The following is a 13651-nucleotide window of genomic DNA, read 5'->3' on the forward strand; positions in this document are numbered from 1 at the left end:
ATAACCATGAAAAAGGAATTCAGCATGTCGATCGGGAAATTTGCCCTGCCCCTGCTGTTCGCCATCCTGTTGACGGGGTGCCGCACGGACGATGACCCGCAGGCGACGCTCGAAACGGCCGTGCAGCAGCTGCAGGACAATCTCGAGGCGAAGAAGACCGCTGCCGTGCTCGACCAACTGCACGGCGAATTCCTCGCCCAGCAGGTCAATGATCGAGATTGGGCGAAACGCACCATGACGCTGCTGTTTCTGCGCCACAACAACATCAAGGTACTCGCCCTGAGCAAGAACAGCCGCATCGACACCACCTACCGCGACAAGGGTTACACCGACGCGCAGGTGGCGCTGGTCGGTGCCGAGGGCCTGATTCCCGACAGCGCACGGCATTTCAGCGTGAAACTCGAATGGTGGCAGGACGACGGCGAATGGAAGCTGGCAAGGCTGGAGTGGGATTGAGGCGTCGGTGACGAACGTACTGGCGAATAGCAGGGTGGGTGGAGGCGCACTCGGTATGCCGATCACTCTCGATGCAGGGCGCCATAACCCACCACCGGTGCACCACCCGATACCGCCTGATGGGTTACGCAGCGCCCACGACTGGATTGCCTGCCCCTTCATTGCTCGGCGCTGCTCACCCGTCCTACGCGTCCAGCCGAACCACAGAACGATGACGGTTCAACGGATTCAGGCCGGGTAACCCTCCTTTCCCCACGCCAGCACCCCTTCCAGCAATTGCTTGAGCACCACCCGCGTCGGCTCGGCCAGGTCCGGGCGATAGCGGAACGGCTCAACCTCTTCCATGTAAGTGCTCTGGCACAACTCCAGTTGCACGGCGTGAATATCCTGCGCCGGGTCACCATAATGCCGGGTGATGTGGCCACCCTTGAAGCGCCCGTTGAGTACATGGGTGTACTGAGGATGCCTGGCGCAGATGGCCTCCAACTGGCTGGCCAGCTCTGGATCACAGGCGGCGCCGTTGAAGGTGCCGAGATTGAAGTCCGGCAACTTGCCGTCGAACAGGTGCGGGATCACCGAGCGGATCGAGTGCGCATCGAACAGCAAGGCATAACCAAACTCGGCCTTGAGGCGCGCCAGCTCCTCCTGCAGGGTTCGGTGATACGGACCCCAGATTTTTTGCAGGTAGGTCACGCGCTCTTCTTCAGACGGCTCATGTCCTTCACGGAACAACGGCACGCCGTCGAACAGGGTAGCCGGATACAGGCCGGTGGTGGCACCGACGTACAGCGGCTTGTCGTCCGATGGCCGGTTCAGGTCGATGACAAACCGCGAATACTCGCCCGACAGGGTGCTGGCGCCCAGTTCTTCGGCAAAGTCATACAGCTCGGGGATGTGCCAGTCGGTGTCCGGCAGGCTTCGTGCCTCGGGGATCAACCCGGCGTCCACCGCAGGCGTCAGGCGCAGGCCGGCGTGGGGCATGCTGATCAGCAGCGGCGTGCGGCCTTGTTTGAAGTTCAGAACCTTATCCACAACAACACTCCTCAGACGGTGACGTCGACGCCATGGCGCACGACGCGTTTATCCAGTTCGCCGCCCAGCCAGTAGGCCAGGTCGGCGGGGCGATCAATCTGCCAGGCGACAAAATCCGCGACCTTGCCCACTTCCAGCGAGCCATGGGTCGCGCCCATGCCCAGCGCGGTGGCCGCGTGTTGGGTGGCGCCGGCCAAGGCTTCTTCCGGGGTCATGCGGAACAGCGTGCAGGCCATGTTCAGCATCAGGCGCACCGACAACGCCGGCGAGGTGCCGGGGTTGAGGTCGCTGGCGATGGCGATCTTCACGCCGTGTTTGCGCAGCGCGTCCATCGGCGGCAACTGGGTTTCGCGCAAAAAGTAGAACGCGCCCGGCAGCAACACCGCGACCGTGCCGGAGGCGGCCATGGCGATCGCATCTTCTTCGGTCATGAACTCCAGATGGTCAGCCGACAATGCGTGGTAACGCGCAGCCAGGCTGGCGCCATGCAAGGAGGAAAGCTGCTCGGCATGCAGCTTCACCGGCAGGCCGAGTTGCTGCGCGACAATGAACACGCGCTCCACCTGCTCCGGGGAAAACGCCAGGTATTCGCAGAACGCATCCACCGCATCCACCAGACCTTCCGCCGCCAGGGCTGGCAGCATCTCGTTGCAGATGTGCTCGATGTAAGCGTCGGCACGATCCTTGTACTCCGGCGGCAGCGCGTGGGCCGCCAGGCAGGTGGCGCGCACGCTGACCGGCAGCGCTTCGCCGAGGCGCCGGGCCACGCGTAACATCTTGCGCTCGTTGGCCAGGTCCAGGCCGTAGCCGGACTTGATCTCCACCGTGGTCACGCCGTCGCGCAGCAGACTGCGCAGGCGCTTGTGGGCGCTGTCGAACAATTCATCTTCCGTGGCGGCACGGGTGGCGCGCACGGTGCTGGCAATACCGCCTCCCTTGGCGGCGATTTCGGCGTAGCTCACGCCTTCGAGGCGCTGCTCGAATTCGCCGCTGCGATTGCCACCGAACACCGTGTGGGTGTGGCAGTCGATCAGCCCGGGGGTCACCCACGCGCCGTGCAAGTCATGCACCTGGGCGTAATCCGCCGTCGGCACCTGGCTGCGGGGGCCGATCCATTCGATGAGCGAACCCGCGGTGACCATGGCGACATCCTCGATGATCGAGTATTTGCCGTGGGCCATGGTTGCGACATGGCAGTGTTGCCAGAGGGTTTTCATCCACAGTCCTCGTCTGGTGGGCGGTTAGAGACTAGGCAGCAGCTTCGCGGTAATCAGCGCGCTCAGGCACCGCGAAGCCAGCAACTCGGTGGCCGCATGAATGTCTGGCGCAAAGAACCGGTCCAGCTCATAGAACGACACCTCGCTGCGAAGCAGCGCCCTCGCCTGCTCCAGTTTCGGCGACGTATTCAGGCCGTTGCGCAGATCCAGCCCCTGGGCGGCAGCCAGCCACTCGACCGCGAGAATGCCGCGGGTGTTCTCGGCCATTTCCCACAGGCGCTTGCCGGCAGCCGGGGCCATCGATACGTGGTCTTCCTGGTTGGCCGAGGTCGGCAGGCTGTCGACACTGTGCGGGTGGGCCAACGCCTTGTTCTCGCTGGCCAGTGCCGCCGCCGTCACCTGGGCAATCATGAAACCGGAGTTGACCCCGCCATTGCCCACCAGGAACGGCGGCAATTGCGACATGTGCTTGTCCATCATCAGCGAGATGCGGCGTTCGCTCAGCGAGCCGATTTCAGCGATGGCCAGCGCCATGTTATCCGCGGCCATCGCCACCGGTTCGGCGTGGAAGTTGCCGCCGGAGATCACCTCGCCTTCGGTGGCAAACACCAGCGGGTTATCCGACACGGCGTTGGCTTCCACCACCAGCACTTCAGCCGCCTGGCGGAACTGGGTCAGGCAGGCGCCCATGACTTGTGGTTGGCAACGCAGGGAGTACGGGTCTTGCACCTTGTCGCAGTTCTGATGCGACTGCGAGACCTGGCTGCTTTCGCCCAACAGGTCACGGTAGGCCGCCGCCGCATCGATCTGCCCACGCTGGCCGCGCGCCGCATGAATGCGCGCGTCGAACGGCGAGCGCGAGCCCAGCACGGCTTCCACGGTCAGCGCGCCGCAAGCCAGGGCGCCGGCGAACAAATCTTCGCCCTCGAACAGGCCGCGCAGGGCATACGCGGTTGACACCTGGGTGCCATTGAGCAGCGCCAGGCCTTCTTTGGCGGCAAGAGTCAGCGGGGTCAGGCCGGCGACTTTCAGCGCTTCGGGGGCTTCCAGCCATTCGCCCTTGTAGCGCGCCTTGCCTTCGCCGAGCAGCACCAGCGACATATGCGCCAAGGGTGCCAAGTCGCCGGATGCACCGACCGAGCCTTTGAGCGGAATGTGCGGGTAGACCTCGGCGTTGATCAGTGCGATCAGCGCGTCGATCACCTGGCGACGAATCCCGGAGAACCCACGGCTCAGGCTGTTGACCTTGAGTACCATGACCAGACGCACCAGCGCATCGCTGATCGGCTCACCGACGCCGGCGGCGTGGGACAGCACCAGGGAACGCTGCAGGTTTTCCAGGTCTTCGCTGGCGATACGGGTCGAGGCCAGCAGGCCGAAACCGGTGTTGATGCCGTAGGCGGTGCGATTCTCGGCGAGAATCTGCTCCACGCAGGCCACGCTGGCTTCGATCTGCGCCGTGGCACCGTCATCCAGGGTGAGGGTTACCGGCTGCTGGTAGATGGCCCGCAGCTGGGCAAGGCTCAGTTGGCCTGGAATCAGATTTAGCGCAGTCACATTCATGCTCCTTTGAATTGTTCTTCTGAATAAGTGTTAGTGCAAATTGGGAAAAGTTTGGTGCAGCAAGGCGGTGTCTTTGAGCAGTGCGGCAGCGCTCGCGATGTCCGGCGCCAGCCAGCGGTCCTGCTCATAGGCCGGGACCACTTCACGCAACAGGCGCCAGGCGCTATCGGTGCCTGCGCCGAAGCGCCGGTCCTTGAGAAACTCGAAGGCCTGGGCCGCCAGCAGGTACTCGATGGCGAGAATCTGGGTCACGTTGGCCAACAGCTGATGCAGCTTGAGCGCGGCATTGGTGCCCATGCTCAGGTGATCTTCCTGCAGGCCCGAGGTGACGAAATTGTCGAGCACCGCCGGTTGCGCCAACTGGCGGTTTTGCCCGCACAGCGAGGCGGCGACGTACTGCACGATCATCATCCCGGAGTTGACCCCGGGGTTGCTGACCAGGAACGCCGGCAAGCCGCTGACGTGCGGGTTGATCAGACGGTCGAGGCGGCGCTCGGCCACCGAGCCGATTTCGGCCATGGCAATCGCCAGCATGTCCGCCGCCAACGCCACTGACTGCCCGTGCGGGTTGGCCTGGGACACCACGCGGTAGTTGTCCGGGGTGCCGAGTACCAGCGGGTTGTCGGTGGCGCTGTTGAGTTCGGTCTCGATCTGGCGAGTGGCATGCTCCACCTGGTCGCGTGCTGCGCCGTGGATCTGCGGGATCGAGCGGATGCTCAGCGCATCCTGGGTGCGAATGCCTTTGCTGCTGGCGATCACTTCACTGCCATCGAGCAAGGCGCGCAGGTTGATACCCACGTGCTGCATGCCGGGGTGCGGCTTGAGGGCGATGATGGCTTCGTCGAACGCGTCGATCTGGCCACGCTGGGCCTCGAAACTCATGGCGCCGATCACGTCGGCCCATTGCAGCAAATGGTGCGCATCGGCCAGGGCCAGGCAGCTCAGGCCGGTCATGCACGGCGTGCCGTTGACCAGGCACAGGCCGTCCTTGGCACCGAGTACCACCGGCTGCAAACCTTCTGCGCTCAGGGCCTGTTGTGCGGGGACGATCTGGCCACGGTAGCTCACGTGGCCGACACCCAGCAGGGCCACACCGACGTGCGCCATATGGGTCAGATAACCCACCGAACCCTGGGACGGCACCTGCGGCGTAATGCCGTGGTTGAGCAGCGCCAGCAGCGCCTCGACCACCTGACGATGAATGCCGGATCTGCCGTGGCTGTAATTGATGATGGCCGCGCAGATGATCGCCCGAACCTGCTCGTCGGCCAGTACCACACCAACGCCACAAGCATGGCTGAGCAAGGTGTTGCTCGACAACCGGCTCAGTTGTTCGTCCTCGAGCGAGACGTTGCACAGCGCGCCCAGCCCGGTATTGACGCCATAGGCGCGCTCACCACTGGCGACGATGCGCTGCACGATGGCCTGGGCATTGTCGATGCACGCCCAGGCCTGGCCCGAGAGTTCAAGCACCGCGCCGTGGCGGGCGACGGCGACCACGTCCTGCCAGCGCATTGGGGCGTCGGCGATGACGACTTTTTCAGCCTGGGACAGCGTTCGTCTCTCGAACTTGATCGTTGCACCGCTCATCACACCACCGCCGCCCGACGTTGCACGAAACGGTCGACATACTCGTCAGCCGGCGAATGCAGAATCTCTTTTGGCGTGCCGACCTGGATCAGACGGCCATCCTTGAGGATGGCGATTCGGTTGCCGATGCGCACCGCCTCGTCGAGATCATGGGTGATGAACACGATGGTCTTGTGCAGCGTTTTCTGCAGTTCCAGCAACTGATCCTGCATCTCGGCGCGGATCAGTGGGTCGAGGGCGCTGAAGGCTTCGTCCATCAGGATGATGTCGGTGTCGGCCGCCAAGGCGCGGGCCAGGCCCACCCGCTGGCGCATACCGCCGGAGAGCTGGTGCGGGTATTTGTTTTCGTAGCCCTTGAGGCCCACGGTTTCGATCCAATGCAGGGCGCGTTCGGCGCAGACCTGCTTGGTTTCACCACGCACTTTCAAGCCGTAGGCAACGTTGTCGAGCACGCTCTTGTGCGGCAGCAGGCCGAAGCTCTGGAACACCATGCTGATCTTGTGCCGACGGAATTGGCGCAGAGCTTCCATGTCGAGCTTGAGGATGTCTTCGCCATCCACCAGGATCACCCCGCTGGAGGGATCGATCAGCCGGTTGAAGTGGCGCACCAGGGTCGATTTGCCAGAGCCCGACAGGCCCATGATCACGAAAATCTCACCCGTGCCGATGCTCAGGGACAGGTCGTTGACCCCGACCACACAACCGGTTTCGCTCAACACCTGATCCTTGCTTTTACCCTGGCCGACCATGACCAAGGCATCCTTGGCGCGATGACCGAAAATCTTGAAGACGTTTTTGACTTCGATCTTGCTCACGGTTGCGTCACTCATTTGCTCACCTCATGCCGTGGCCGACCGTATGCCTGGGTAATGCGGTCGAAGACCACCGCGAGAATCACGATCGCCAGACCGGCCTCGAGCCCACGCCCCACGTTGAGGGTCTGGATCCCCACCAACACGTCCTCCCCCAAGCCGCGGGCCCCGATCATCGAGGCGATCACCACCATCGAAAGTGCCATCATGGTGGTCTGGTTGATTCCAGCCATGATGCTCGGCAGGGCCAAGGGCAACTGCACGCCGAACAGTTGCTGCCAGCGGTTGGCACCAAAGGCGTTGATCGCCTCCATGACCTCGCCGTCGACCTGGCGAATCCCCAGGTCGGTGAGACGGATCAGCGGCGGCGCGGCGTAGATCACCGTGGCGAAAATCGCCGGGACCTTACCCAGGCCGAACAGCATCAGCACCGGAATCAGGTACACGAAACTGGGCATGGTCTGCATGATGTCCAGCAGCGGCATCAGCACCGAACGCAGGCGGTTGCTGCGGGCGGAAAGAATCCCCAGGGGAATGCCGACCAGTACCGCGATCAGCGTGGCCACCAGCATCAGCGCCAGGGTCTGCATCAGCTTGTCCCACAGCCCGACCGCGCCCACCAGGAACAGCAGCCCGACAAGCACTGCGGTGGTCATCAGCTTGCGGGTCGAGTGCCAGGCAATGCCGCCGACGATCGCCAGCATCAGCCACCAGGGGGCCGCACGCAGCCCTCCTTCAAGGTTGACGATGGCCCATAGCAAGGTATCGGAAATGTGCCGGAATACATCGCCGTAATGGGTTACCAGCGAGTCGACCCAGCCATTGACCCAGTCGGCGATGGAAAAGGTGAAGCGTTCAGGAAACATAAGCGTCTCTCGAGCAAAAGAGGTGTGGCGCAGCTACCCAAGGCCCTCATGGCCACCGAAAAGTACGCCCTACAAAGCCGCATCGATTTTCTTGGCGGCGTCGTCGCTCACCCATGGGTGCCAGATCTCGGGATGTTCCTTGAGAAAGATCCTGGCCAGCTTCGGCGACTCGATGCGCTCTTTGGTCATCCGGGCGAGATTCTGGTTGAGCAGGTCGATCGGCAGATTGGCCTTTTCCAACACCGCCACCAACTCCGGGGCTTCATCGTGGAAAGTCCTGGACAGGCCGACCTTGATGCTCACGCTTTTATCCACGCCTGGCTTTTCTTCCAGCTTGACCAGATCCACCTGGCCCATCAGCGGGGTTGGCGACCAGTAGTAGAAAAGAATCGGCTCGCCACGCCTGTAGCTCGACAGTACCGCTGCATCCAGAGCGGGGCCGGTACCCGGACGGAAGTTGGTGTAACTGTTCTCCAGGCCATAGCTCTTGAGCATCTCGCTGTTGTCCAGCTCACAGGTCCAGCCAGCCGGGCAGTTGTAGAAACGGCCCTTGGACGGCTCTTCCTGGTCCTTGAACACCGAGGCGTACTTGGCCAGGTCGGCGATGTTTTTCAGGTCCGGTGCCTTGGGTTCCAGCTTGCGCTTGGCGTCACCCTCGATCACATAGCGCGGCACGTACCAGCCTTCGATCGCACCTACCACCGGGGCGCCGACACCGACGACTTTGCCGGCCTTGTTCCAGACTTCGCTGCGGCCAATCCATTCTTCGGCGAAGATTTGGATGTCGTTGCTGCTCAGGGCGTTTTCCATGGTGATGGAGTTACCCGGCAGAGTATCGGTCTGACAGTCGTAACCCTTCTCCAAGACGAACTGCAGCACATCAGTGAGCAACATGCCGCTTTCCCAGTTCAGGCCTGCGAATTTCACCGGCTTGCCGGATTCGCACCAGTCGGCCGCCTGGGCGCCAGCGCAGGCCAGCAAACCTGCAGAGAGCAAGGTGGCTAACAGGGTCTTATGCATTTTCATTGTTTTGACGCTCCCAATCTTGAAATGGATTACGGCAGTCAGTAGGCGTCCCGCCCTGTCCACGTCCCATCAGGCTTGTGCAGCCAGCCCGGTTGTTGTTGGTATGGCGCCCTGCTCTACCGGCAGGATCAGGTGATCGGGCACCGTGCCGTGCCATTTTTTTGCACACAGGAAATACAGCGCGGCCGGCAGCACCAGACCGATGATCCAGGAAATATCCACATCACCCAGCGCGTCCACCAGCGGGCCGGTGTAGAACGTGGTGGAGATGAACGGCAACTGCACCAGCACGCCGAAGACATAGACGCTGATACCCAGCAGGTTCCAGCGCCCGTAGCGGCCGTCCGGGTCGGCCAGCGCCGGCACGTCATAGCGCTCGCGGGTGATGCAGTAGTAGTCCACCAGGTTGATCGCGCTCCAGGGCGTGAAGAACGCCAGCAGGAACAAGATGAAGGACTTGAATGCCCCCAGGAACGAGTGCTGGCCGAGCAACGCGATCAGGGTCGCGGTACCGACGATGGCCAGCACGAACACCAGGCGCTGTACACGCGTGACCTCCAGGCGACCACGAAAGCCGCTGATGATGGTCGCGATGCACATGAAGCTGCCGTAGGAGTTCAGCGTGGAGATAGTCACCTTGCCGAACGCGATGCTGAAATACAGCAGAGCCGCCGTGGCCCCCGTACCGCCCAGGCCCACGATATAGGCCACTTCATGACCGGCAAATTTCCCGTTGGACATCGCAGCGGCAAACACGCCGAGTACCATCGCCACCTGTGCACCCACGACCGAACCTGCGCCAGCGGCGAAAAAGGTTTTCAGCGATGAAGTCTTGCTTGGCAGGTAACGCGAGTAGTCCGCCACGTAAGGGCCGAAAGCGATCTGCCAGGAGGCCGCGAGCGACACCGCCAGCAGGAAGCTGCTCCAGCTGAAGTGGCGGATTTGCAGGAGTGCGCCGACGTCGGTCTGACTGATCAGGCGGCTGAACAGGTAGACAAAGGCAATCACGCCAAGGACGCTGGCAACGCGGCCGATGAAGTGGATCACCCGGTAACCCAGCACCGTGAGCAGCACGATGACACTGGCGAAGATCAGGATCCCGACGCTGTCGCTGACCCCGAACAACTGGCCCAGCGCCTGCCCGGACAGCACGGTGCCGGTTGCGGTGAAACCGAGGTACATCAAACAGACCAGTACGATAGGAATCGCCGCGCCATACACGCCGAACTGCACCCGGCTGGAGATCATCTGCGGCAGGCCCAGCTTGGGCCCTTGCGCCGCGTGCAACGCCATGACGCCGCCGCCGATGAGTTGACCGATAAACAGCCCGATCAACGACCAGAACACATCACCGCCCAGCACCACGGCCAAGGCCCCGGTGACAATCGCGGTGATCTGCAGGTTGGCGCCCATCCACAGGGTGAACTGGCTAAACAGACGACCGTGTCTTTCCGCTTCCGGGATGTAGTCGATCGAACGCCTTTCGATCAACGGGATGGTGTCGTTTGCAGCCATGTGTATTCAACCTCTGGTGGATTGTTTTCTGAGTAGTGCTGGCTTACTTGATCATCGGGAGATTGAGGCCCTGCTCTTTGGCGCAGTCGATCGCGATCTGGTAACCGGCATCGGCGTGACGCATCACACCGGTGGCCGGGTCGTTGTGCAGCACGCGGGCAATGCGCTCGGCTGCTTCGTCGGTGCCGTCGCAGACGATCACCATGCCGGAGTGCTGGGAGAAGCCCATGCCCACGCCGCCACCGTGGTGCAGCGACACCCAGGTCGCGCCGCTCGCGGTATTCAGCAAGGCGTTGAGCAGTGGCCAGTCGGACACGGCGTCGGAACCGTCCTGCATGGCTTCGGTTTCGCGGTTGGGGCTGGCCACCGAGCCGGAGTCCAGGTGGTCACGGCCGATCACCACCGGCGCCGACAGCTCGCCGCTGCGCACCATTTCGTTGAACGCCAGGCCGAGCTTGGCGCGCTGGCCCAGCCCGACCCAGCAGATGCGTGCTGGCAGGCCCTGGAAGCTGATGCGCTCGCGGGCCATGTCCAGCCAGTTGTGCAGGTGCGCGTCGTCCGGGATCAGCTCTTTGACTTTGGCGTCGGTCTTGTAGATGTCTTGCGGCTCGCCGGACAGCGCCGCCCAGCGGAACGGGCCGATGCCACGGCAGAACAGCGGACGGATGTAGGCCGGGACGAAACCTGGGAAGGCGAAGGCGTTTTCCACGCCTTCTTCCTGGGCCATCTGGCGGATGTTGTTGCCGTAGTCGAAGGTTGGAATGCCTTCTTTCTGGAACTCGAGCATGGCTTTGACATGCACGGCCATCGACTGCTTGGCGGCCTTGATCACGGCAGCCGGTTCGGTCTTGGCGCGGGCGCGGTATTCGTCCCAGGTCCAGCCGGCCGGCAGGTAACCGTTGAGGGGGTCGTGGGCGCTGGTCTGGTCGGTGACCATGTCCGGGCGCACGCCGCGTTTGACCAGTTCCGGCAGGATTTCCGCCGCGTTGCCCAGCAGGGCGATGGAGATGGCCTTGCCTTCCTGGGTGTATTTGGCGATGCGCGCCAGGGCGTCGTCGAGGTCGGTGGCTTGCTCGTCGACGTAACGGCTGTTCAGGCGGAAGTCGATGCTGACCTGCTGGCACTCGATGTTCAGCGAGCAGGCACCGGCCAGGGTTGCGGCCAGTGGCTGTGCGCCGCCCATGCCACCGAGGCCGGCGGTGAGGACCCAGCGGCCTTTGAGGTCGCTGTTGTAATGCTGGCGCCCGGCCTCGACGAAGGTTTCGTAGGTGCCCTGGACGATGCCCTGGCTGCCGATATAGATCCAGCTGCCGGCGGTCATCTGGCCGTACATGGCCAGGCCCTTGGCATCCAGTTCGTTGAAGTGTTCCCAGCTGGCCCAGTGCGGTACCAGGTTGGAGTTGGCGATCAGCACGCGCGGGGCGTTGCTGTGGGTCTTGAACACGCCGACCGGCTTGCCGGACTGCACCAGCAGGGTTTCGTCGTCATTCAGGTGGGTGAGGCTCTCGACGATCTGGTCGTAGCACTCCCAGTTGCGCGCCGCACGGCCGATGCCGCCGTACACCACCAGCTCTTTCGGGTTTTCGGCCACTTGCGGGTCGAGGTTGTTCATCAGCATGCGCAGGGGCGCTTCGGTCAGCCAGCTCTTTGCGGTCAGCTGGTTACCGCGCGAGGCGCGGATTTCGGTGTCACGGGCTTTTGTAAAACAGGCCGTAACAGGTTTCTGGGTATTGTCAGTCACGCAAAATACTCCTCAGCGATCAATTCAAGCCAACCCCTGGCAGCGGGCACGCCGGCCTGTGCGCATGGTTACGCGACAAGCGAATCAGTGAACGTTGCAGAGAGATCGGAGCGATCTCACACGCACACATATGTACTTGTACATACAAGCATATGCAATCAAAAGACCAACTTGCTGGAAAGCGCTATCAGAAAAATCAAGAAGAGAGCTTCAGCCTCCAGTATCAGAAGGCTTAGCAGGGCGGCAGGGTTGCAGAGGCGTTTCGAGAGAACGCAGGAATCGGCTAGACCAGTGTGATTTCGCCCCACACTGGGGCACTTGGTAACAAGTTGGTGCACACTAAAGAGCAGACGGGAAGTAACAGGCGTCGCGAGCGATGCCGAAGTGACGGCGTTTCGTATCAGCGCGCCGTCAGTTCGATCACGCAGCAGGCAGCACTGACGACAACTTCCACCAGGGCGGAACTACCGTCCAATCGCAGGCAATCGTGCAGGCCGAGTTGGGCGTTACTACCGTCGATGCTCACGCCCAGCGATTCGCTGACGCTGAACACCAGCACCGTTGCGGCGCAAGTGAAAAAACGCTGTTCGACGGCCAGCCACTGCAACCGGGCACCATAACGTTCAGGCGCATAGATCAGATTGAAGTCGCGGATCGCCCCGCCCAGCAAGGTGCAGGACACCTGGCTATCACCGCCGAAAGTGAATGGGTCAAGGGGTAACAGGCATCGGGTGCTGTCACCGTCGACGCACAAGGTCATGCCATCACCCTGCAACACGGTAATCACACGCTGGTAGCCGGCAAATATCGAGAAACCGCCCGACTCGCCAATCTCGGCAATCGACAGGCGCCAACCAAAACCATCGAGTCCAACCCCTGCATCGCGGGTGATTTCTGCGGTGCTGCCGCTGCCGTTCTTCCATGGCATGCGTGAGTAATCGCGCGCGCGAAAAACCTTCAATTGACTCATCGCCAGCCTACTTTTGAAAGCGCCCTTCGAGACGGTGACGCGAGCCTGGGTGGATCAGACGCGCTGCCGTCACCGGCAGGCGACCTGACCAGGTACGCCGGCGGATCAGCAGACAGGGCTCGCCTTTTTCGATCTGCAACAACTTGCATTCGGCCGGCTCGGCCAGAATCGCTTCGACCACGTGCTCGCCTTCGGTCAGCGGTGCGATCTGGTTCAGGTAGGCGTATGGCGTCTGCAGCGTGAAATCCTGCTTTAGGTAGTCCGGCGCCACCAGCGCGTTGACGAAGCGGTCTTCAATCTGCACTGGAATACCGTTTTCGTAATGCACGATCAGTGAGTGAAAAACCTTCTGCCCCTCGCGCATGTCCAGCGCCAGTGCGCGCTCTGAACCCGCCGCCTGTTCGTCGAGCGTGATGACCTGGCAAGAGTGGCGATGGCCCCGCGCAGCAATCTCGTCAGCGATATTGTGCACTTCGAACAGCGCGGACTGGCTCTTCGGCTCGGCAACGAATGTACCCACACCCTGCATCCGCACCAGCAAGCCATCGGCCGTCATTTCGCGCAGCGCACGGTTGATGGTCATGCGGCTGAAACCGAGCTGACTGACCAGTTCGCTCTCGGACGGCACGCGGTAATGTGGCGGCCAATTACCGCTATCGATCTGCTGTGTGATCATCTGTTTGACGCGGGCGTACAAAGGCGCCGGACTGTCGTCCATCTTCGCGGCCAACGGGGAGACGGGAGGCGGAGTCGGCACGGCTGATCCCTGTTCATCTGATTAAGGTGGCTAGCTTGCCGGAGTTTACCGAGCCCGCAAACACCTGTATATGTATATACAACTAAAAACGCAGCAGGGTATTCGA

Annotated in this window: 12 protein-coding genes; 1 reads left to right on the forward strand and 11 read right to left on the reverse strand. The window is 62.2% G+C overall.

Annotation, left to right across the window (positions count from 1 at the left end):
• Window positions 1–24 precede the first annotated feature (24 nt).
• The gene (locus tag BLR94_RS12740; protein WP_084305372.1) at window positions 25–456 is read left to right on the forward strand and encodes a hypothetical protein; all 432 of its coding nucleotides are present in this window, start codon (window positions 25–27) and stop codon (window positions 454–456) included.
• Window positions 457–684: 228 nt separating this feature from the next.
• Here the strand turns inward: BLR94_RS12740 and hutG are convergent, their stop codons facing one another.
• The 11 genes from hutG to hutC all read right to left on the reverse strand — a co-directional run bounded on the left by hutG (window position 685) and on the right by hutC (window position 13545).
• Complete coding sequence (hutG, locus tag BLR94_RS12745) at window positions 685–1488, reverse strand: N-formylglutamate deformylase (protein ID WP_084305224.1); 804 nt, start codon at window positions 1486–1488, stop codon at window positions 685–687.
• Window positions 1489–1499: 11 nt separating this feature from the next.
• The gene (gene hutI / locus BLR94_RS12750; RefSeq protein ID WP_084305226.1) at window positions 1500–2705 is read right to left on the reverse strand and encodes an imidazolonepropionase; all 1206 of its coding nucleotides are present in this window, start codon (window positions 2703–2705) and stop codon (window positions 1500–1502) included.
• Window positions 2706–2729: 24 nt separating this feature from the next.
• Window positions 2730–4268 (reverse strand): histidine ammonia-lyase, encoded by a 1539-nt coding sequence (gene hutH / locus BLR94_RS12755; RefSeq protein ID WP_090423705.1) that lies wholly within the window; start codon window positions 4266–4268, stop codon window positions 2730–2732.
• Window positions 4269–4298: 30 nt separating this feature from the next.
• The gene (locus BLR94_RS12760; protein ID WP_084305376.1) at window positions 4299–5822 is read right to left on the reverse strand and encodes an HAL/PAL/TAL family ammonia-lyase; all 1524 of its coding nucleotides are present in this window, start codon (window positions 5820–5822) and stop codon (window positions 4299–4301) included.
• 35 nt (window positions 5823–5857) lie between these two features.
• Window positions 5858–6688 (reverse strand): quaternary amine ABC transporter ATP-binding protein, encoded by an 831-nt coding sequence (locus BLR94_RS12765; RefSeq protein WP_084305228.1) that lies wholly within the window; start codon window positions 6686–6688, stop codon window positions 5858–5860.
• Window positions 6685–7536 (reverse strand): ABC transporter permease, encoded by an 852-nt coding sequence (locus BLR94_RS12770; RefSeq protein WP_084305229.1) that lies wholly within the window; start codon window positions 7534–7536, stop codon window positions 6685–6687. The genes BLR94_RS12765 and BLR94_RS12770 overlap by 4 nt, the downstream gene beginning before the upstream one ends.
• A 69-nt stretch (window positions 7537–7605) precedes the next feature.
• Window positions 7606–8562 (reverse strand): ABC transporter substrate-binding protein, encoded by a 957-nt coding sequence (locus tag BLR94_RS12775; RefSeq protein WP_084305231.1) that lies wholly within the window; start codon window positions 8560–8562, stop codon window positions 7606–7608.
• Window positions 8563–8631: 69 nt separating this feature from the next.
• The gene (locus tag BLR94_RS12780) at window positions 8632–10077 is read right to left on the reverse strand and encodes a purine-cytosine permease family protein (RefSeq protein WP_084305233.1); all 1446 of its coding nucleotides are present in this window, start codon (window positions 10075–10077) and stop codon (window positions 8632–8634) included.
• A gap of 43 nt (window positions 10078–10120) precedes the next feature.
• Entirely contained in the window at window positions 10121–11818 is a 1698-nt protein-coding gene (gene hutU / locus BLR94_RS12785) for a urocanate hydratase (protein WP_084305235.1), read from the reverse strand.
• 400 nt (window positions 11819–12218) lie between these two features.
• Window positions 12219–12788, reverse strand: a complete 570-nt coding sequence (locus BLR94_RS12790; RefSeq protein WP_084305237.1) for a HutD/Ves family protein — start codon at window positions 12786–12788, stop codon at window positions 12219–12221.
• A 7-nt stretch (window positions 12789–12795) separates the two neighbouring features.
• On the reverse strand, window positions 12796–13545 hold the full coding sequence (gene hutC, locus BLR94_RS12795) for a histidine utilization repressor (RefSeq protein WP_084305239.1): 750 nt from the start codon (window positions 13543–13545) through the stop codon (window positions 12796–12798).
• Window positions 13546–13651: the final 106 nt, after the last annotated feature.

Origin of the sequence: Phytopseudomonas flavescens (assembly GCF_900100535.1) — a bacterium.
Lineage (GTDB): Bacteria > Pseudomonadota > Gammaproteobacteria > Pseudomonadales > Pseudomonadaceae > Aquipseudomonas > Aquipseudomonas flavescens.